This window comes from Seonamhaeicola maritimus, assembly GCF_008056315.1.
Classification (GTDB): Bacteria; Bacteroidota; Bacteroidia; order Flavobacteriales; family Flavobacteriaceae; genus Seonamhaeicola; species Seonamhaeicola maritimus.
In genome coordinates, this window is record NZ_VRKQ01000008.1 from 1,554,135 (window position 1) to 1,577,010 (window position 22,876).

At 33.9% G+C, this 22,876-nt stretch carries 15 protein-coding genes; 11 read left to right on the forward strand and 4 right to left on the reverse strand.

Translation table 11 applies throughout. The features are described 5' to 3' along the window. Positions 1-33: 33 nt before the first annotated feature. Together FUA22_RS06500 and FUA22_RS06505 are read right to left on the reverse strand one after the other, a co-directional pair. Positions 34-1,386 carry an FG-GAP repeat domain-containing protein gene (locus FUA22_RS06500; protein WP_147767086.1) on the reverse strand — a complete coding sequence of 451 codons (1,353 nt, stop codon included), beginning with the start codon at positions 1,384-1,386 and terminating at the stop codon, positions 34-36. Positions 1,387-1,391: 5 nt separating this feature from the next. Then, on the reverse strand, positions 1,392-1,799 hold the full coding sequence (locus tag FUA22_RS06505; protein WP_147767087.1) for a c-type cytochrome: 408 nt from the start codon (positions 1,797-1,799) through the stop codon (positions 1,392-1,394). A gap of 127 nt (positions 1,800-1,926) precedes the next feature. Between FUA22_RS06505 and FUA22_RS06510 the strand changes: the two genes are divergently transcribed. Beyond that, positions 1,927-3,747, forward strand: a complete 1,821-nt coding sequence (locus tag FUA22_RS06510; RefSeq protein ID WP_147767088.1) for a tetratricopeptide repeat protein — start codon at positions 1,927-1,929, stop codon at positions 3,745-3,747. 12 nt (positions 3,748-3,759) lie between these two features. Here the strand turns inward: FUA22_RS06510 and FUA22_RS06515 are convergent, their stop codons facing one another. Continuing rightward, positions 3,760-5,172, reverse strand: a complete 1,413-nt coding sequence (locus tag FUA22_RS06515) for a sulfatase (RefSeq protein WP_147767089.1) — start codon at positions 5,170-5,172, stop codon at positions 3,760-3,762. A 188-nt stretch (positions 5,173-5,360) separates the two neighbouring features. On the opposite strand from FUA22_RS06515, the gene FUA22_RS06520 reads away from it, so the two are divergent. From FUA22_RS06520 to FUA22_RS06565, 10 genes are all read left to right on the forward strand, one after another. Beyond that, positions 5,361-7,019, forward strand: a complete 1,659-nt coding sequence (locus FUA22_RS06520; protein WP_241664768.1) for a GH39 family glycosyl hydrolase — start codon at positions 5,361-5,363, stop codon at positions 7,017-7,019. 12 nt (positions 7,020-7,031) lie between these two features. Continuing rightward, positions 7,032-10,004 carry a glycoside hydrolase family 2 protein gene (locus FUA22_RS06525; RefSeq protein ID WP_170309859.1) on the forward strand — a complete coding sequence of 991 codons (2,973 nt, stop codon included), beginning with the start codon at positions 7,032-7,034 and terminating at the stop codon, positions 10,002-10,004. A gap of 83 nt (positions 10,005-10,087) precedes the next feature. Continuing rightward, complete coding sequence (locus FUA22_RS06530) at positions 10,088-10,456, forward strand: VOC family protein (protein ID WP_147767092.1); 369 nt, start codon at positions 10,088-10,090, stop codon at positions 10,454-10,456. Positions 10,457-10,685: 229 nt separating this feature from the next. Then, on the forward strand, positions 10,686-12,329 hold the full coding sequence (locus tag FUA22_RS06535) for a DUF6377 domain-containing protein (protein ID WP_147767093.1): 1,644 nt from the start codon (positions 10,686-10,688) through the stop codon (positions 12,327-12,329). Positions 12,330-12,598: 269 nt separating this feature from the next. Further along, entirely contained in the window at positions 12,599-15,715 is a 3,117-nt protein-coding gene (locus tag FUA22_RS06540) for a SusC/RagA family TonB-linked outer membrane protein (RefSeq protein WP_147767094.1), read from the forward strand. A gap of 16 nt (positions 15,716-15,731) precedes the next feature. Next, a complete protein-coding gene (locus tag FUA22_RS06545; protein WP_147767095.1) occupies positions 15,732-17,243 on the forward strand; it encodes a RagB/SusD family nutrient uptake outer membrane protein in 1,512 nt (503 codons plus the stop codon). Positions 17,244-17,261: 18 nt separating this feature from the next. Beyond that, on the forward strand, positions 17,262-18,134 hold the full coding sequence (locus tag FUA22_RS06550) for a hypothetical protein (protein ID WP_147767096.1): 873 nt from the start codon (positions 17,262-17,264) through the stop codon (positions 18,132-18,134). A gap of 102 nt (positions 18,135-18,236) precedes the next feature. Then, a complete protein-coding gene (locus FUA22_RS06555) occupies positions 18,237-19,673 on the forward strand; it encodes a glycoside hydrolase family 30 protein (protein ID WP_147767097.1) in 1,437 nt (478 codons plus the stop codon). 21 nt (positions 19,674-19,694) lie between these two features. After that, a complete protein-coding gene (locus tag FUA22_RS06560; protein WP_147767098.1) occupies positions 19,695-21,170 on the forward strand; it encodes a glycoside hydrolase family 30 protein in 1,476 nt (491 codons plus the stop codon). A gap of 192 nt (positions 21,171-21,362) precedes the next feature. Then, the gene (locus tag FUA22_RS06565; RefSeq protein ID WP_147767099.1) at positions 21,363-21,605 is read left to right on the forward strand and encodes a hypothetical protein; all 243 of its coding nucleotides are present in this window, start codon (positions 21,363-21,365) and stop codon (positions 21,603-21,605) included. A 79-nt stretch (positions 21,606-21,684) separates the two neighbouring features. Here the strand turns inward: FUA22_RS06565 and FUA22_RS06570 are convergent, their stop codons facing one another. Continuing rightward, positions 21,685-22,566 (reverse strand): hypothetical protein, encoded by an 882-nt coding sequence (locus tag FUA22_RS06570; RefSeq protein ID WP_147767100.1) that lies wholly within the window; start codon positions 22,564-22,566, stop codon positions 21,685-21,687. Between the last annotated feature and the right edge of the window lie 310 nt (positions 22,567-22,876).

A 22,876-nucleotide genomic window follows, 5' to 3' on the forward strand; every position in this document is an offset into this window, starting at 1 on the left:
TGAAGTTCTTTAGTTTCAAGGAGGTGTTAAGTGTTAGTTTCCCGCATTCATCCAAAGTGTTACACGCTCTAATTTGTCATAAGGTGGATAAATATACACACCCCCTGTTACCATATCCATATGTCCATCCTTATTAAAGTCAGCTAATTCTAATGTTATTAAGTGTGTTGGAGATTTTGCTATAGTATGTTTATTAAAAGTATTATTACCATCATTTTCAAGTAATATTATGCTTTCGGCTGTTGGTTTATCCCAATAGTTAAAGCCACTCACAACAAAAATATCTTCATCATTATCTTTATCAACATCTGTAGCTCTGGCACTAAATGCCCCTGGAAAATTGGTGATATGGTGATGTTTAAACTTTATACCACCTAAGTTTTCAAGCCATTGTACCCCATGCCATGGTCTTGGTAAAGGAGGTAGATAGTCGAAAGCATCTCCGTTTGTATAAAGTATATCTGGTTTTCCGTCTTTATTTATATCTGTGATTGAAATACCACTAGATCCATAATCTTCATTACTTGCACCCCACAATTGTTTAGGTTTAAAGTTACCTTTTCCATCATTTTCAAAGCAATATATTTTTTCCCATTCTTGGGTAACTAAAGAAATAATATCTAAATCATTATCAAAATCAATATCTATTAATTCTACATTTATGGGACCAGAAAGATTTTGCAAACTATGATTTTTAAAGGTCCAGTTCCCTAAATTTTCTATCCAAGAGGTTTCTCCATCATCATAACCAAATTGCGCAGTAACTAAATCTATATCTCCATCACCATCTATGTCTCCAGCTCTTACATCTGCAACACGGGATATGTTTTCAATAACAACTCGTTTATAAAAATTATTTCTCCCATCATTTTCAAGAACAATAATAGATCCAATTCTGTCATTATTTGGAAAAAGCATGCCAAGTAGAGCAACAATTAAATCCTTATCGCCATCACTATCAAAATCAAAAATCTGAACATGGGCAGGTGCTTTAATACTATCAGCAACTATTTTTTCTGTAAATGTATCTTTAGGGTTTTGACTAATTATAGAAATTGTGTTATTCTTTATATCGCAAACTACAACATCTAGTAAATCGTCTTGGTTAACATCACCAACAGTAAGATTTGATATTTGGGGAGGTTCCTCAAATTTGTTGCCAATAGCAGTAGGTATAAATTTTTTAGTAATATATTTCAATGATTTATTTTCAATTTGCACTTCATTTTTCAGTTGTTCAATAACATTATTATTATGCTCTTTGTTCTTACAATTAATAAGTAAAACTGAAAAGCAAAACAGAAAAAGTACTGTATATTTCTTTTGAAATAACAGTTTTTTTGATTCTAAATTTGTTAGTAGTAAGTCGATCTTATTATTTAGCATAATTATTATTCTTTTGATGTATTATTAATACTTAATAGGTAGTTAGTAATACAATCAACTTCAAAATTAGTAAGACTAGGTTTAGGCATTTTATTACTCTTAAATAATATGGGTTTTTCGTAATCTGGATCTATAATTGATTTTTTAATATAGTTTTTATCAATAATAAAAGAGTATTCTTTGTCATTCCGAATTACTTTAGTCTTAGTCCCCAAAATGGAATTTAAAGAAGGTCCGTAAAGTTTATCTCCAGATAGAGAGTGGCAAGTTGCACAGCCTACTGAAGTGAATAATTCTTGTCCTTTTTCTATATTAATTTTTTCTTTTGAATCTTTACACCCTATAACCAAAAATGAAACAAGCAAAGGTAAAAAACATACGGTTTTTGTGTTATTTTTTTGTTTAGGATACATTGTTGAATTTTACATTAAAAACACAGGAACTAAAGTACATAAATTTAGAAATTTATGAGTGTTATTTCTCTAGTTATATTAATGTTCATCATGGTTTTTGTTACTTTAGCAAAGTAATTTTATTGATATGAATGGAAAAAAAATATTTTTCGGTATTTTGATTATTATTGTGCTTGGTTTATCATATTTTTTAATCAATAATTATATTGATAATCAATATACTAATCGACTACCTGCTGTCCCGAATTTAAGTGAGACTTCAATACCATTTCAAAAACATATCACAAATGTTAATGCAAAAACTCTAAGCAAACCAACTGTTAGTAATCTTGGAGAGCTGGGAATGGTTTATCATGCTAATAATTATTTTGAAGAAGCAGAGGCCTGTTATCTGTTAGCCATTGAGCGTGCACCTAAAGAGTGGATATGGAGTTATTATTTAGGGTGTTTAAAACGAGAACTTAGTGATTCGGTAAATACTATTGAGCACTTTAATAATGTCTTAGAAATTCAACCCAATCTATATCTGGCACAGTATTATAAAGGAGAAGCTTATAAGCAAATGGGAGAGACCGCTAAATTTGAGGAAATACTTAAAAGTCTATTGGGAATAGATAAGAAATATTTTGTTTTAAAGGAAACAAAAAGAACGTCTTATTTTCCGTTACCAGTTTATGCTAGTTTAGAATTGGCAAAGCTTTATGCTAGTGCTGGTAAAGATAAATTAGCTGAAAATCAATTAAAAACATTGATTTCTAATGAGATCTCATTTGGTCCCGCATATAGACAGTTAAGTATTATTTATGCCGAAAAAGGGGATAAGGAGTTGAGTAAGTATTATTCAGACCGATCTAAAGATTTAGTGGATTATACTTCACCTGTGGACCCTTTGTTGGATAAGTTGAGTTATCATTCTAGAACTGAAAATTATTTATTAAAACAAATAGAAGATGCTATTAGAACTAGTAATTTGCCTTGGGCCTTGGAGTTGGTTGATTTTAGTTTAAAAAATGATCCAGAAAGTAAATATATAGTCTCTAAAGCCATTAGATTATATATATCTATGGACATGGCAAGAAGAGCAATACCATATTTAGACAAGCATATGGAAGCGTTTAAAGATGACTATGGTGAGATAATTGATGTAGGAGTGGGTTTGTCAAATTCGGGCTTGAAAAATGCAGCCAAAAAATACTTCTTAATGGCTGAAAAAAGTGAAAATGAAAAACCAGAAACTAAATCTAGACTAGCAGGAATGTTTTTTGATAGGCTAGGGATGAAGGAGAAGGGGTTAGAATTAATGAATGAATTATTAGAGCAATACCCAAATGATCCTGCTGTTATAGGTGGAGCTACATTTTTATCTCTTCAAACGGGAGATATGGTAAAGGCAAATAAGTATTTATCCAGATTAAAGAAACTAGATTCTAAAAACCCACGAATTAATATTTTTAATGGAATTATTGCTAAGAATGCTGGAGATACAAAAGGGGCACTAACTTATTATAAACGGGCATTTAAAGATACACCAGACCAAGCATTTATTATTAATTACATTTCTGATTATTATCGAAATAATAAAATGTGGGTAGAATTAGCAGGTTTATATGAGACCGCTTTAAAGTTTTCTCCTAATAATCCGCACATGCAGGAAGCATATGGTACTTTTTTAATTAATTGTCCTGATAAAAAAATCCGAAACCCAAAAGAAGCTAAAGAATTTAGCCAGAGAGCATTAATAAATTACAGATCTGATATGCAAACACAAGTAGCAGCTGGTCAGTCTTTAGCAATGTCTTATTTTCAATTAAATGAAAGGGGTAAAGCTTTATATTATATTAATAAGACTATAAGGGTTGCCAAAGATGCTAGATTTCCTATAGAACACATTGCAAGTCTAGAAGAACTGTCAAGGGAGTTTCAAAGAATTATGAATTCTAACTTATAAGTAAAACAGATTTTAATAAAACTCGTAATCTTTAGGAAATTGCTTTAATAGCAACCTTTTCATATTAGCTTTTAGCTTTTTATATTCAGGAATACCAGATAAATTCTTGTCTGCAATTAAATGGGTTTCATGATTAAATAACTCTGTAGAAATAACTTCCTTAGTTTCTGGGTTTCTCCATTCTGTGTATCTAAATTTACCATTAGTTACGGTACATCCCATATATTTATCTCCTCTTGGAAATAAACTATAGGCAGCTTCGTCCCAATCTTTATTTGGGTTGTCAATTAATGGTAAAAGGCTTTTTCCGTCTACTTCATGAATGTTCAAACCACTCAGTTCAGCAATTGTAGGGAAAATATCTATATTTTCAACAAGAGCGTTAGATTGTGTTGCTTTCTTCTTACTTCCATCATTAATAATTAATGGTACTCTTGTGTCTATTTCCATATTAGAATGCTTGCACCAAGCACCGTATTCACCTAATTTATAACCATGGTCGCTCATAAAAACAATAAGCGTGTTTTTTCTTAAATCCAATGTTTCCAAAGTGTTTATTATTTTTCCAATTTGAGCGTCAATATAGCTTATACAAGCATAGTAACCGTTTATGAGTTCTTTTGTTAAGTCATCGTCCAAATCCCCTTCATTTGGGATATTAGAATAGTTTTTTAATTCACCCCATTTACTTAAAGAAAGCCTGAACATACCTTCAGGTTTATTTCTAGATGGTACGTTAAAGTTGTCCTTATTGTATAAATCCCAGTACTTTTTTGGTGCATTGTATGGTAAATGAGGTTTGCTTAAACCCACTACCATTAAAAATTTATCATCTTTTAGCTTGTTTAATGTTTCAATGGCATAATTAGCTGCGCGACCATCTTTATAGGCTTCGTCTGCAACATCGGCATCCTCAAAAGCGGCACCTTTAACCACCTTTTTACCAGATTGTTTTTGAAGCTCTAGGTCTTCAATGTTTTCTTTCTTTACATAGCTGTTGCGCTCTTTTTCGAAGTAAACATCCCAAACACTTTTATCATCTCGGGAATGGTGGTAAACCTTACCTATACTAACCGTTTTATAGTTGTTGGCCTTGAAAAACTGTGGCATGGATATGATATCTTTACGTACTTTCCGCATAGGAGTAAAAATGTCGTAAATACCAATGCTCTCTGGACGTAAACCAGTCAGAATACTCATTCTAGAAGGGGCGCAAATAGCTTGCTGGCAATATGCTTTATTAAATAAAATACCGTTTTCGGCCAAAGCATCTATGTTAGGACTCTTTACTTCGGTGTTTCCGTAACAACCAAGGTCATTTCGCAAGTCATCAACCAAAAATATTAAAACATTAGGTTGTTCTTGGGCAAAAGATAATCCTATTGATAAATAGCTAATTGCAAATGCTAAAAATACTTTTTTCATTAATTCCTAAGGATTGGTTTAATATAAAACAAATATAGTTTTAAGGGCGCTTTATTCTATCCTGCACTGTTCTGAAAAAGTGGTGAAAATTGACTTAAGTATATTGCTTACAGTCAAGACAGAGCAGGATGCTATTTTCAGTTTAACATTTTAAATTTGTTACTAATACTCATTATAAAAATTGCATAATGTACACGTCCCATAGAAAAATAGTTATTTCACTAGCTTTTATATTAGCTAGTTTTGTATTATTTACTTGTTCAAAATCAGACCCTGTAGAGGAAGAAGAAATTGTTGTAACTCCTGACCCTGAAGAACCTGAAGATCCACCAATTGACCCAAATAAAATTGTAAGTATTAATACAGGTGCAGTGGTTGGTGAAATGTATAACTTCTGGTCAACAAGACCTATGGTTAATCAAACTCGATTTAGTGGTTCTAATTTTAGAGCGTCGCTTGAAGATATTAAGCCATATGTAAAAAGTTATAATATGGTAAGGGTACTTGGTGGAAGAACAGATAACTTAAATACGTTTTACCAAGGTGTAGATGGTTCGGGTAATATTATAACAGATTTTAGTGGATTAATAACTAGTATGCGCGGTTTTATGCAAACAGGTTTTAAACCTAGGATTGTTTTAGATAATGTACCATGGGAAATGAATGCTGTAAAAGAGGTTAATACTTACGGAAATACAAATCCACCAGATGATTATGATATTTGGAGACAATATATCAATGCGTTTTTACAAACATTGATTGGTGAATTTGGAATGAACGAGGTTAAAACTTGGCGTTTTAGAGTAGCTACAGAGCCAAATTATACACCACAACACTGGAATGGTACCAAAGAAGAATTTTTTAAGCATTATGATATAACTGTAGATGAAGTTTTAAAAGTAATTCCTGATGCTATCATTGGCCCTGGTAATAACCTTACTGAAGGTGCGGCAACTTATACTACGGAAATTATAGACCATTGTGCCAACGGAACAAACTATGTTACAGGAGCAACAGGAACAAAAATGGATTTTTTCTGTATTTCATATTATGAAAAAATTGACCAAAATACCATCAAGTTCCCAGAAACGGTTGCATCGTACAGAGCTAAATTAAATAGTTACCCGCAGTTTAATAATATCCCTTTTGATATACAGGAATTTGGAATTTTACGAGATGAGAATGGCGTAAGAGGTGTTAGTTTAACTGATGCGACGGAATTGGGAGCTAGCTGGTATGCTAGAATAGCAGATTTGGCTTACCAAAATAGAATCACAGAAATTTATGATTGGGGACAAGAAATTGAATCAAGCAATTTACCTCAGGGTAGAAGAAATGTTACCGAGATGTTTTTGAAGATGGAAGGCGGTAACAGATTAGAAACTATTGATAACATTAGTGGTCATGCTGGGGTTATACCTGTAACCAAAGGAGATAAAATATATTTATTGGTTTATAACCATAATACAACTAGAAATAGCACTTCAAATAGAACCTTGTACCCGCAGTTAGAAGGAGGGCTAATAACAGGAGAAACGTCTTGGAAAATGAATGAGTGGACGATTGATAAAACCCACAGTATCATGTTACATGAATTATACAAAGATGTTAGAGCAGCAGGAGTTACAGAAAAAACTAATGGTCGTATTTATGGTAACAGACCTTCAGACCGATTTGAAGATGGATGGAAAACGGTTTTAAGTACTAATCTTTCCAAATATGAAGACATGGCAAAATTATCGAAAACCGTAACAAATGCTACTGTTCAAAAGAAGGATGGCAAATTAACTATAAAAGTAGATTTAGAACCACATAGTGTTAAGCTCATAGAATTAATACCTCAATAACTAAGTATGAGAATGAAATTTCTAAACGCCATGTTTCTATTATTAATAGGATTAGGCGTTTTTTCTTGTAATAACAAGAGCGTAGATGTAGTACATACTCCCAAAGAAACCCGAACAAAGTACAACTTTAATCTTGATTGGAAATTCATCAAAGAAAATCCTCAAGACGCTCAAAATAAGAGTTTTGAAGATTCGTCTTGGAGTACAATAAGTTGTCCACATACCTTTAATGATGTAGATACTTTTGATGATTATAGTTTAGGCCACCATGATGGTGAAGAAAACCAATGGAGAGGAACAGTTTGGTATCGTAAACATTTTAAATTACCAGAATCTGATGCTGGAAAAAAAGTATTTATTGAGTTTGAATCGGTGCGTCAAATTGCAGATGTTTATATCAACGGTGTGCATTTAGGGCAAAATCAAACAGGGTTTATTCCTTTTGGATTTGATTTAACCTCACATCTTAAGTTTAATGAAGATAATGTTATTGCAGTAAAAGTCAATAACGATCGAGGTGATCATTTTAGAGATAATTTCCCGCTAGTTTGGAATCATGAGCATTGGCATCCTACTCATGGAGGTATTTATAGAAATGTATTTTTACATGTTACAGACCCACTTCATATTACGCTTCCACTTTACGATAATTTAGAAACACTTGGAACCTATGTTTACGCTGAAAACATTAGTGCGGAAAATGCAGAGGTTACTATAAACGCAGAAGTTCAAAATGAATATGCTGAAGCTAAAAATGTAACATGCGAATCGAAAATTGTTAATAATGAGGGTAAAGTTGTAGCGGTTGCATCCGTAGAAAAAAGTATGGCTGCAGGAGAAAAATTCACATTTTCTGCCACAACAAATGTTTCAAAACCTAATAGATGGTATACACGTCATCCTTATATGTACTCAGTAGAAACTGTATTAAAGGTTGAAGGTGAAGCTGTAGATTCTTATAGTACACCATTAGGTATTAGAAGTTTTGAATTTAATAAAGACACTGGGTTTTCAAACAATGGTGAATATGCTAAGTTACATGGTTGGGGTCAAAAACCAACAAATGCTTGGGCTGGATTAGGTGCAGCCTTACCCGATTGGTTACGCGACCATACATTCCAACTTATGGATGAGGCCGGAGGTAATTTTATTAGATGGGGACATTGTGCCGGTTCACCTGCCGAGGTTGCTATGGGAGATAAATATGGTTTTGTCAATTTAATGCCAGGTGTAAGTGGCGAATCTGAAGATGAAGGTGAAACTTGGGATATCCGTATTAAAGCCTTTAAAGACATGATTGTGTATTATAGAAATCATCCATCTATAATGATTTGGGAAGGTGGAAATTGGGCCGAAAGCGAAGCTCATTATCAAGAAATTTTAGATGTTATTAATACATTCGATTCTAACGGAAAACGTTTAATGGGTAATAGAAGGGCTGATGTTAAAAATGATTCCGAAGGTTATGTGTCTATAGAAATTGGTACAGAAGGTTGGGAGCGTGAATATCCAGATTTACCACTCATAGAGAGTGAATATATGCGAGAAGAAGCACCAAGACGTGTTTGGGATAAGCATTCACCCGATGATAATTTTTATAGCCATCCTAATATTGAAAAAAACACTTATAAAATAACTTCAGAACAATTTGCGGAAAGACAAGTGCATCATTGGTGGGATAAAATGGGCAGAAAGGCTTATCATGTAGGAGGTGCCAATTGGATTTTTTCCGATGGAACTCATGGTGGTCGTGGACAAACCGAAGTTACTAGAGCTAGTGGAGAGGTAGACGCAGTACGCTTGCCAAAAGAGGCGTTTTATGCTTTAAAAGCTATGTGGCGACCAGAACCACAAATACATATTATTGGGCATTGGAATTATAATGAAGGAACTAAAAAAGACATATTTGTAGTTTCAAATACCGCTGGTGTAAAACTATATGTTAATGGGAAACTTATTGGTGTAAATAAAACACCTAAAAGTGGTTATTTATATACATTTAAAAATGTTGAATGGGAAGCAGGCGAAATAAAAGCAGAAGGTATTATTGATAATGAAGTTCGTGTTACCCAAACTAAAACCACAGCAGGAAAGCCCGCAGCTTTAAAATTAACACCAATTACCGGTCCAAAAGGATGGCGAGCAGATGGGTCAGATATTGCGTTGATTGATATAGAAGTGGTTGATGCAGAAGGTAGAAGATGTCCATTAGCTAAAGGGCGTGTAGATTTTACTGTTGACGGACCAGCCATTTGGCGAGGAGGTTATAATAGCGGAAAAGAAAATTCAACTAATAATTTATATTTAGATATTGAAGCTGGTATAAACCGTGTTTCTGTTCGGTCTCTTTTAAAGTCTGGAACTGTTTCAATCACCGCAACTAAAGAAGGTTTACCATCTGTAAGTATAGAATTAACTTCTAATTCTGTAGAAATTGAAAATGGATTAACTACAGAACTACCACAGGTTTTTAGGGATGTGCTAACGGAAGAACCTATGCCAGTGTACACGCCTGAAATTCCAGAATACATTCCAGGTAAAACCAATAAAAGTAAACTTTTTACAAAATTCAGTTATACAGGAGATGGTAAAGCCATGTTGCGTACCAATATGCATTGGGGTAAAAAGGCGTATACTGATATGGAAGAAAACTATACAGTTGTACCACAATATTTACGAGGGTCAGAATATATAAGAACACCAAATTCTGATAATAGATATTGGGCAAGAGATCAACTACAATTCATTGCAGGAGTGAAGATGCATATTTATGTTCTGCATGATGATACTGTAAAAAGACCAGAATTCTTATTGAGTGATTATAAAGATTCTGGTGATGATATTACAGTTGGTAAAGTTATGATGTCAATATTTCATCGAGTGGCTGAAGCTGGAGATAGTATCATTATGGCTGGAAATAGTGATGGTGATTCTCCTAAAAATTGCAGAATGTATACGGTTGTTGGTAAGAAATATAGTCATTAGATATTTTAACCGAATTCATAAATAGGTAGAACTTTAAATAAATACTGGGACTTTGTTTTATGACCTAATAGTTTATTAATATTATGAAAATAGACTTTCAAAAAATTAATCATGTTCAAATATGTATTCCAATTGGTGAAGAGGATAAGGGGCGTGAATTCTATTGTGGAATTTTGGGCTTAAAAGAAATAGAAAGACCACAATCCTTAAAACATATGGGTGGTTTCTGGTTAGAGCTGGCCAATATTGATTTGCATATAGGAACTGAAAACTTGGAGGGCAAGTCAAAAAGGCACCCTGCTTTTGAAGTTAAAAATATAAATCAGGTAAAGGCTTACCTAATTGAAAATGGTGTTAAAGTAAAAGAAGATGCGGAAATACCGGGTATTGGTAGGTTTTCATTTTACGATTATTGGGATAACCGCATAGAATTAATAGAGAAAGTTGTTTAATCTATGCAACTAATAAAATAATACAAGCTAATTTAAAATCCCGCTGGTACCTGAGTTTTTCAAAGTAAATGATAGTTAGGGCTATACGAACATGTTAATCTCTGGCTTATCAAATACTACTACAGTCCTTCTTTATAAATGGGGTTTGTTGGTAAAGATATATTATCAAACACAGGGAAAAATTTCGGTTTATTATTGATATATCTAAGATTAAATTACTTTTGTTTACATGGCAAGAAGCATTTTTTTTATTTTATTTCTTTTCACTAGTACTTTGAATGCGCAAAACTTAGATTCTTTGTTTCAGGAACTAGAAACAACAATGTCTAAAAGAAAACATTATGACGAACGGAAAAAAACAAGAATTAATAATATTAAAAAGTTACTTTCCGATCAGGATATTAATTCAGAAAACAGGTATTTTTTGACCAGTAGACTCATTTTGGAAAATGAGTATTATAGCTTTAATGAATCTTTACATTATATAAATAATAATATTGATTTAGCCACTTCAATTGGGAAGGATTCACTTAAAACTGAATCTATTTTGAAGCTTTCAAATATTTTGGCCACTTCAGGGAGGTATACTGAAAGCCTTAATTTATTGGATGGTATAAATAGAAAAGTTATTCCCAATGGTTTACTTCTGCGTTTTTATGGAAATTATAAAAAGTGTTATGACGAGTTAAAAAATAGTTCAGAGGTGAAGAGAATTAGCGAAAAGTATCGCGGCCTCTATAGAGCTTATTCAGATTCTCTTAATACGGAAATATCAAGAAATGACAAGGAGTCTATTGAATATTTAATTGTGATTGAGCAAAACTATAGAGATGCAAACAAACTGGGAGAGGCTCTTAAAATAAATGAGGAAATTTTATCAAAATCAATTTCTGGAACTAGGGATTTTTCATTTGCAGCCTTTAACCGATCTTATATGCTTAGATGGCTTAATGATGATAAGCTTAACCAAAAGAAATATTTGATTTTATCTGCCATCTCGGATATAAAAGGAGCTATTAAGGATAACGCGTCTTTGACCAATCTTGCTGAAGTACTTTTTGAGGAAGGAGATGTGGAAAGGGCACATAAATTCATAAATTTTTCATTGGAAGACGCTCAATTTTATAATTCTCAGCTTCGTTTTTTACATATATCAAATATATCGCCTCAGATTTCCAATTCCTTTGAAGCAAGAATACAAAAGCAGCGAAACAAGCTGCAAAAACAACTAATGTTTATTAGTGCATTATCGATTATTCTGTTAATGGCTCTCTATTTTATATTTAAACAATTTCAAAAGATTAAACAGGCAAGAGAACAAGCAAAAGTTGTTAATGTGAAATTGAGAGAGCTAAATGAGGAACTTAAAGTAAAGAATGAGGACCTAAGGCAAATTCATGATGAATTGGCCGATGTTGGTCGTGTTAAGGAACAATATATAGGTTCTTTTCTGAATCTTTATTCTGAATATATAGATAAACTTGATGGATATAGAAAAATGGTTAGGAAATATATTTTAACAAATAAAGTAAACAAACTTTTAGAGCTTACTAAATCCAAACAGGTGATTGAAGAAGAATTAAAGTTGTTTTATTCCAATTTTGATAAATCATTCCTTCATATTTATCCTAATTTTATAAATAGTGTAAATGGATTATTGAAACCCGAAGAGCAAATCCAAATTGGCGATAATGAGCAGCTGAACACCGAATTGAGAATATTAGCGTTAATTAGGTTAGGAATAACCAATAGTTCCAAGATTTCTAAAATATTAAGGTATTCTGTTAATACCATTTATAATTATCGTGTTAAACTCAGAAATGGTGCTATAAAAAGAGATGAGTTTGAAGACCTAGTGAAAAATATTGGCTAAGTTTTTTCCCAATAGAGTATATATAGGGGTCTATATTAACCCACACACTTCTATGTGTATTGTATAAAACATCTACTTTTTTGAAAAACTATTTTTAGGTTAAGTGGTTGTTTATAAGTGTTTTGTGATTATTTTTGTGTGTGAACAACCTACTTCTTAGCTACTTTAGGTTGTACTTCGATTACTTCTTGTGTTCATTTGTTCCATTAATTTTTTGATTTAAAAACTCTATTGTTTTCCAAATCAAAAACCAACTAAAATTACTAAATATGAAAAAAGACTATTTGAACTTTAAATTGTTCGTTATTCTATTTGTTTCTATTTCTTGGTGTGCACTCTCTCAGGAATTATCAATAAGTGGAATTGTACAAGATGAATCGGGAATGCCTTTGCCCGGTGTTAATGTCCTAGAGAAGGGAACTAATAATGGTGCCGTAACCAACTTTGATGGGAATTTTACAATGAACAACCTTAATGTGGGGACCGCACTAACATTTAGTTATGTGGGTTATGTAACTCAAGAGGTTGCTATCAGCCATGATTCAAGATTAACTGTAGTATTAATTGAAGACTTAGCACAGCTTGATGAAGTTGTAGTTGTGGGGTATGGTACTCAGAAAAAAAGCGTTGTTACTGGGGCTATTTCTGGTGTCAAGCAAAGTGAACTTGAAGACTTACCAATAACTCGTGTTGAACAGACGTTGCAGGGAAGGGTGTCCGGTATTACTATAGCAGCCAATTCGGGACAACCTGGTTCTTCATCAACAGTACGTGTTAGAGGGATAACTACATTGGGAAATAATGAGCCATTATGGGTGGTAGATGGGGTTGTTGTTGATTCCGGGGGTATTGGGTTTTTAAATCAATCAGATATTGCTTCAGTTGAAGTGCTGAAAGATGCCGCTTCCCAAGCCATTTATGGTGCTCGCGCGGCTACTGGAGTTATACTTATAACAACGAAAAAAGGAAAGTCTGGTAAATTAAGTGTAAATTATAATGGTTACACAGGGGTGTCTTCGGCGGCTAGAAAATTAGATCTACTGAATGCTACCCAATACGCAACATTATTAAATGAGAAATCTGTAAATGGCGGAGGAAATATATTAATTCCTAATCCACAATCTGTTGGCGGAGGAACGGATTGGCAATCTGTAATTTTTAATGATAGTGCACAACGTACAACCCATGAGTTGAGTGTTAGCGGGGGAAATGATGTATCCAAGTTCTATGCTTCTTTTGGTTACACGGATCAAGAAGGTATTGTAATGAGTGACATATCCAGCTATACTAGGAAGAATATCAGATTAAATTCAACACATAAGATTTCAGATAAAATCACTTTTGGTCAATCTGTAGGTTACTCAAATGAGAAAAATGTTGGATTGGGCAATACTAACAGTGAATTTGGAGGGCCGTTATCTTCTGCAATTAATTTAGATCCTTTAACTCCTATAGTGGAAACAGACCCTGTATTGCTAGGTCAGGCTCCTTATACCAACAACGGGATTCAAAGAAATGTAAATGGAAACCCTTTTGGAGTTTCGGCATTAGTTGCACAAGAAATGGCCAATCCTTTGGCTTATCAAAATACCCGCTTGGGCAATTATGGTTGGTCGGACAATTTTGTTGGAAATGCCTATGTTGAGTTACAGCCAATTGAAGGGCTAAAATTGAGAAGTACATTGGGTGGTAAATTGGCTTATTGGGGCTATGAAAGTTTTTCACCGGTATCTTACCTAAATGCAGCTACAATTACCACTCAGAATAATATTTCCAGAGGAACTAATAAAGGTTTTGGATGGAATTTAGAAAACATCATCTCATATTCCAAGGAAATAAAGAATCATAATTTCAGCATACTTATTGGGCAAGGCGTTTATGTAGATAATATTACAACAGGAGATTATGTAACCTATTTCAATATTCCTGTGGATAATTATAAGGATGCTTCCTTTAATTTTAGCGTTCCTAAGGATCAAATAGATGCTGGTGCTTGGGCAGGAACAGAACATAAGGTAACTTCATTGTTCTCTAGGTTAACTTATGACTTTGATGAGAAATATTTACTTACCGCAATTATTAGGAGAGACGGTTCTTCTCGTTTTGGTAGTAATAACAAATATGGGTTTTTCCCTTCTTTTTCTGCAGGTTGGGTGCCTTCAAAGGAGTCATTTTGGAATGAGAACGACGTCATAACGCAGCTTAAAATTAGAGGGGGTTACGGTATTACAGGAAATGACAATATTGGTGATTTCCAGTATTTATCTACTATTGGTGACGGAAGAAACTATACTATCGGTACGTCTGGTTCCGTAACGATTGGTAATAGTCCAAATGCACCATCAAATCCAGATTTAAAATGGGAAGAGACGAGTCAGCTAAATATTGGGTTTGACGCTAGATTGTTTAAAGATATCTCTGTTGCCTTTGATTGGTATAAGAAAAAAACGTCGGGTATTTTACAACCGGTCACTATTCCAGGATATGTTGGAGCCATAGGCAGTCCAACTGGCAATGTTGCCGATATGGAAAATACAGGTATAGATTTAGAATTGGGATATTCTAAACAATTCAATGAACTTAACTTTTCGTTAAATGGAAATATTTCTTACTTAGAGAATGAAGTTACCTTTTTAGGTAATGGTGTGGATTTTTTATCCGGAGGTGAAAGCATCCAATCTAGCACGTATCCAATTACTAGAACGCAAGTTGGGCAACCTATAAATTCATTTTTTGGTTTTAAAACTAATGGCATTTTCCAAAGTCAAGAAGAGATTAATGCTTATACCAATTCAGAAGGAACCGTAATTCAACCTAACGCTAAACCCGGAGATTTTAAGTGGGTAGATTTAGATGGTGATGGTAATATCGATTCTGATGATAGAGATTTTCTTGGTAGTTCTATTCCAAAGTTATCCTTTGGTTTTACGCTTAATTTAGATTACAAGAATTTCGACCTAATGGTTTTTGGTCAAGGAGCAACTGGAAACAAAATTTTTCAAGGTTTAAGAAGGTTGGATATAGAGAATGCTAATTTTCAAACAGCTGCCTTAGGAAGATGGGTTGGAGAAGGAACATCTAACACCTATCCAAGGTTAACTACCAATGATACAAATAACAACTTTTCAAACCCTTCAGATTTTTATTTAGAGGACGGCGATTATTTCAGATTAAAGACCCTTCAAGTTGGATATACAATACCTTCAGATGCCCTAAAAAAATACGGCATTGAAAGACTTCGAATTTACTACACTGCTGAGAACCTAGTCACTTTTACTAAGTATAGTGGTTATGACCCAGAGATTGGTGGTGGTGTATTTGGCATTGACCGCGGCTATTACCCTCAGGCAAGGACAAATCAAATAGGTGTTAATCTGCAGTTTTAATTAAAAAAAGATAGATATGAAACTAATAAAATTGAATAAATTAAGAATTGGTGTTCTAATGCTAATGTTCTTAATATCATGTAGCGAATCTTATTTAGAAGTAGAGCCAAAAGGAACATCTTTAGAGGAAAATTATTATAAGAATGAAGCTGAAGCTTATTCTGGATTAGTTGCTGTATACGATATAATCGGGAAACAGTCTAAAGGTTTTGAAAATATGATTGCCCTTTTAAATTCTGGTTCAGATGACCATTATACAGGAGGAGGAAGCTCTACGGATGGGTCTCAATTACAAGGCTTTTCTAATTATACCATAGACCCATCAACTATCGCAACAAGTTATTGGACCGATTTTTATCAAGGGATTTTTAGAGCAAACACCTTGTTGTTAAAATTACCGGACGTTGATATGGAAGAATCTCTAAAAAATAGATTTGCGGCAGAAACTAAGGCTTTAAGGGCTATTTATTATTTTGAACTAGTTAGGTTGTTTGGGAATATTCCACTTATTACTACACCTTTAACTTCTGATGAATTCTATACAGTAGTTCAGGCTAACCCAAATGATGTTTACGCACAGATTGAGGCCGATTTATTGGAGGCCATTCCAGATTTACCTATGACCTTAGATCTTGCTAACGAAGCTGGTCGATTAACGAGAGGGGCTGGTAAGGCCATTCTTGGTAAGGTATATCTATACCAAGGAAAAAATACGGAAGCTGCAACGCAGCTAGCCGAGGTTAACGGAACACCGGGTTCAACGAGTTCATTTGGATATAAATTACTTGATAATTTTGCAGACTTGTGGGTTATCAGTAACACTTATAATACGGAATCAATTATAGAAATAGCTCATACAAATAAGAGTAATGCAGATTGGGGCTTTTGGGGTTCAGGAGCAGATGAAGGTAATAGCCTTAATATTATGGTTTGTCCAAGAGGATTCACAAGAACTTCTGGTTCCTCTGCTCCAGATTATGTTTCAGGTTGGGGATTTAGTATTATAACTCAAGATTTATATGATACTATGTCTGGAGACCCTAGATTTGACTCTACCATTGAAGACATTCAAGCCTGGTCCGATGCTGGGCAGGTTGAATATGAGCACAGTTACCAAAACACTGGCTATTATCTTAAAAAATTCATGCCTTTAAAATCAGATACTTCAACGGGGGGTGGTGCAGATGCTCTAAATTATAAGCAACACACATACATGATACGTTTGGCAGACACATATTTAATGGAGGCCGAGGCCTTAGGAGGAACCGGAGCAAGAGCTCAAGCTTTATTGGATGCCGTAAGAGCTAGAGTTGGGCTGTCTTCTATACCAGTGACAATGGAAGCAATATATAATGAGAGACGAATGGAACTGGCAGGAGAAGGCCATAGATGGTATGATTTGGTAAGAACTGGAAGAGCAGCAACAGTTTTAGCAGATAGAGGTTTTGTTGCGGGTAAAAATGAAATATTACCAATTCCATTACCAGAATTGGAAAATACTGCATTAGTTCAAAACCCAAATTATTAATTCTTAAAACAAAACATTATGAATTTAAGTATAAAATTAAAAAGTATTACTAAGTTCTTATCAGTGGTAATATTGGCAGCTATAATGTCTTGTCAACCTGATAAACTAGGAGAGGGTAACGGACTCGTAGCATCAGATTTGGACGCTAGTTTTACAATTACTCAAGTTACCGATAACAATAATAACACCTACTTGTTTACAGCTGATAATGATCAGTATATAACTTCATCTTGGGATGTGACAGGTGGTGATGGAATTAGTGTTGGAGATACTGAAGAAGTTTTTATTCCAGATGCAGGAATTTATAACGTTAAGCACACTGTTACTGGTATTGGTGGAGCAGCAAATATTGTTACTAAGACTTTAAATGTAGAGATATCAGACCCTATAGCTGGAAACATTGTTAAAGGCGGAAGATTTGATACAGATGACGACATAGCAGAATGGACTGTCTTAAATATAAGCGCTTCTGGAACAGAGTGGACTTTGGCTGATGGAAAAGCAACAGTAACAGGAGGTGGATGGAATCAAAAAGGACTTTATCAAACTGTTGATGTTATTGAAGGATTAACTTATAAAGTTGATATGTTAGTAAGCTCCACTTCAGGTGTTCAAAATACTTGGTTTGAAGTTTTTGCTTCATCGACACAACCTGTTGATGGTTCTGATTACTCTGACGGTGGGGCCATAGCTAAGTTCAGTACTTGGGGAGGATGTGCTAATGAACCATTTAGTGGGAAATTATCGATTGTAGGATGCGATTTTAATGGAGAACAAGGAATTTATATTGCGGAAGCTACGGAAACCATTTATTTGGTAATTAAGTGTGGAGGTGAAGACTTAAAGGATGGCGTATCAATTGACAATGTGGAAATGAGAGCGTTAAACTAATGTTTTTAGTTGTTGTTTAGTTTTAGTTTTGATTATGCCCATGTTCAACTGAGTATGGGCATTAATCAAAGGCTTCATAATAAAAATATTTAATGAAACATAATGAAGATATACTTTCAAATATTGTTTTTGTCCAGCTTAATTATAAACTGTTCGTCAACTGATAGTGGTATTGGAGATCCTGTTGAGACAAAACCTCCTGTTGAGAATAATTATAGTAATGTAGATTATTATTTAACCAAAGCAGATCAATCAGAATTATTTCAGCTACATGAAAATAGCCTTCTAAAATATTCTAGTAATATAAATTTTTCTATTCAGGTCAATTCCAATATTACTTATCAGGAAATGGATGGTTTTGGTTTTGCTTTAACTGGTGGTAGCGCGTTACATATTAATAACATGGGCACTAGTCAGAGGGCAGAACTTCTCAATGAACTTTTTGATACCAAAAGAGCAGGGATTAGTTATTTAAGAATCAGTGTAGGGGCTTCCGATTTAGACATAGAGCCATTTTCGTATGATGATCTTCCAATTGGACAAACCGAAGATCTGAATTTAAATCATTTTTCTATTGCTAAAGATCAGGAGCACCTTATTCCGATTTTAAAAGAAATTTTAGCAATAAACCCAAACATAAAAATTTTGAGCTCCCCTTGGTCAGCGCCATCATGGATGAAAACCAGTAATAGTACTATTGGAGGTAGTTTAATGCCTGAGTATTATTCAGTTTATGCTAATTATTTTGTAAAATATATCAAAGCATATGAGGCAGAAGGTATTCCTATTGATGCTATCACTGTGCAAAATGAACCTCATCATGATAGTAATAATCCGAGTATGCGAATGGAGGCGAATGAAATGGCCAATTTTGTAAAAAATCATTTAGGACCTGTTTTTGTTGCTGAAAATATTCAAACCAAAATCATTGTTTGGGATCATAATGCAGATAATACTAATTACCCTATAAGTATATTTAATGACACCGAAGCTAATCAATACATTGATGGTTCTGCTTTTCATCTTTATGGAGGATCTATCGATAATTTAAGTTCAGTTCATAATGCATACCCGGATAAGAATCTCTATTTCACAGAACAGTGGGTAGGTGTTAATTCAGAGTTTGAAGATAATTTAAAATGGCATGTAAGGGAACTCATAATTGGAGCTTCAAGAAATTGGTGCAAAAGTGTTTTAGAATGGAACCTAGTGTCAAATTCTCAGCTAAAACCTCATACACCTGGCGGGTGCACAGAATGTTTAGGTGGTTTAACCATTGACGGGAACGCAGTAAAAAGAAATGAGGGATATTACATAATTGCTCATGCTGCCAAATTTGTAAGACCTGGTTCTGTAAGAATAAGTACAAATTATTCAACAGATTTACCAAATGTTGCATTTAAAACACCAGCAGGTAAAATAATAGTGATTGTATTGAACAACTCCTCCACAGATAGGTCTTTCAATATTCTAGGAACCAATGAACCAATTACGGCATCACTTAGTGCAGGTGCAGTAGCGACTTATGTTTGGGATTAATTCATCAATAAATTAAGTGAAATGATAAAAAGACTTATAGTAGTAATTATACTAATGATTACAATTCTATCATGCCAAAGGCATAAGGAAGAACATTTAGTTCATCAAACAGATAATAAACAAAAGACTTATTTAAACCAAAAGCTAAAATTGTATACTACGGCAGAGGGTACAGATTTGAAGTTGACAGAAACAGGGGCGGGTACTTTTCAAAATACTACTCAACCTTTAGAAACAGAAATTGCTGTATTCGTAAATCCTGAAAAGTCTTTTCAGGAATTTCTGGGCATAGGAGGTGCTATTACAGATGCCGCAGCAGAAGTATTTGCTAAATTAAGTAAAGACAAACAAGAAGAATTGATTGATGCTTATTTTAGTGTAGCTGGCAATAATTATAACATAATTAGAACCAGCATTCATAGCTGTGATTTTAGTCCATATAGTTTTACCTATATAGAAGAAGGAGACAAAGAGTTGAAAACGTTTTCGATAGATCATGATAAAGAATTCAGGATCCCAATGATCAAAAAAGCCATGAATTTAATTGGTGATAACGATTTGGTTTTTTATGCCAGCCCTTGGAGTCCGCCGGCATTCATGAAGAGTAATAGAAATATGCTACAAGGAGGTAAGCTATTACCAGAATATTATCAAACGTGGGCAGACTATTATGTGAAATTTATTCAAGCCTATGAAAAGGAAAGTATTCCAGTTTGGGGCGTTACAATACAGAATGAACCTATGGCTAAGCAACGTTGGGAATCATGTATCTACACAGCGGAAGAAGAACGTGATTTTTTAAAGAATTATTTAGGTCCAACATTTGATAAAGCAGGGTTTAACGATAAGAAAATTGTGGTTTGGGACCATAATAGAGATTTAATCTCACATCGTGCAAATACTATTTTTGAAGATCCCGAGGCGGCTAAATATGCTTGGGGTATTGGATTGCATTGGTATGAAACTTGGACAGGGGGAGAACCTAAATATGATAACCTAAGTAATATAAATGAATCATTTCCCGAAAAGAAAATTTTATTTACCGAAGGCTGTCAGGAAAAGTTTGATAGTAACCATTATTACCGTTGGTCTAATGCAGAACGCTACGGAAGTTCTATGATTAATGATTTTAATAACGGAACTGTAGGCTGGACTGACTGGAATATACTATTAGATGAAACAGGTGGCCCTAATCATGTTAACAATCTTTGTTTTGCGCCAGTCCATGCAGATACCAGAACAAATGAACTGATTTTTACCCCTTCTTATTATTATATCGGGCATTTTTCAAGATTTATAGAACAAGGTGCCCATAGAATTAGTACTACAACAAGCAGAAGTACCCTAGAAAGCACCTCGTTTAGAAATGTAGATGGAGAAATAGTGACCGTAGTTTTAAACAGAACGGACGTTGCTATAACATATAAATTAATTGTTGGAAAAAGCGAAGTGATACTTGAAATCCCTAAACACGCTATACAAACAATTATTTATTAATAGTCTAAATAATAGATAAAATATTCTTTCAGATCGTATATCCTAATTCATTATAAAGCCAATACGCTAACAGGTGATTTTAACCAAATGAGATTACACCTGTAAAGCCGATGTGTATATTGCAGCTGGCCATGTGGAGTTTGGTGGTCGGGTACAAGGCGCATTTTTAAAAGAATATCGTTTCGTTTAAGGTTGGAAAAAAATGGAAAGTGGGAAATTGTTTATGGTAAAAAGACTCTGGCAAAAGGCCAACTAAATGACTTTTATAGTGCTATTTGGCATGAGATAAAACTAAAATTTAGGGGTAATTGTGTGGAAGCCTTTATTGATGGAACGGCTATGTCTAAACAAACCAATAAACTTGGTACAGGATATGTTATTTTGGCCAGTTCTTACAATGGCAACATGTTTGATAATTTAGAGGTAGGGCCCTAATGAGAATGAACCGTTTACCAGATTAAGCAAAGTTGGTAAACGGTTCACTATATAAATTTTCAAATTCTTTTTATACTCTTTACTCTTTTTTTGATTCCGGATTATTTGTAATATAATCTTCCAAAAGATTTTTTACAACATCTAAACTTCCAGCTTTTAATCCATCATTTACATTAGCCCCAGTAATCCAATATAATACCATACCGGCATCAGAACAGTCCCATTTACCTTTTTGAAAGTTTACAATGTTATCTATTTCTGCTATGTTTCCTATCGTCCAAACCAATCTTATACGAGGGTCTTCATGGTTTTTTGCCCAATCCCATTGTTCGTGGTCTAATTTTAAATTTATATTTTGGTCTGGAATACGCACTTCTTCAATACCAAAATCTAATATTTGTTGCCAAGTATAAAAATCGCCAGCATTATCATTGGCAGGATGGTGTGTTACTACTTTAACATAATTGTGTTTTTCTTTAGGCGTCTTTTTTAAAGCCATTCCAATTATATCTGGTTCACCAGCTTCTATAATCCATAAGGGGTCATCTTTAGTAGAGGCATTAATGGCCCAACATAAATCATTAATTGTTTCTTCTTTTTGCCAAATGGCATCATAAAATGTTAAGTGATTAAAACCACCCCAACGTCTTGCAGTCATATCACATGTTACTTGCATTAAATGGTGGCGTTCTTTTTCGGCTTGTTCAGAAATTCGGTCGTCCCTTACCAAATCACAACTATGCGAATAATGTACTAACCTGTCCTCTAAACCAGCAGCACGCAATAAGGCAATACTAATAGCGGTACCTCCTAGGTCATCAGGGTCTGGTGAATTCCCATCTGCTACTATGGCTATTCGGCCTTTTGGAGCTTCAATATTGGTTTGTGCCAATGCAGGGGTAATTATAAAAATGCTTAATACTATAATGTATATTTTATTTACGGCCTTAAAAGATTTCATGCTAAAATGGTATTTATGTAATAGGTTTAAAAGAAGATAAAAATAAAAAGTACATTAGGTAATTCTAACCTGTTCTATCCTGTAAATAGTGGCATATCATTAATTGATTTAATAATTCTTCTTAAAGGATTTTTTAATTAAATATACTTGAGTATTTGGGTGTTTTGTAGGAAAAACTATTGATTTGTTTAATAAGATTTTGCTTATATCAAATGATAATAATTACAGGTAAGTGCAGGATAGTAAGGGTCAGTGCAGGATGCAATACCAAGTTTTAACAAATATTTTGCACATCTATTAATAAAATTAA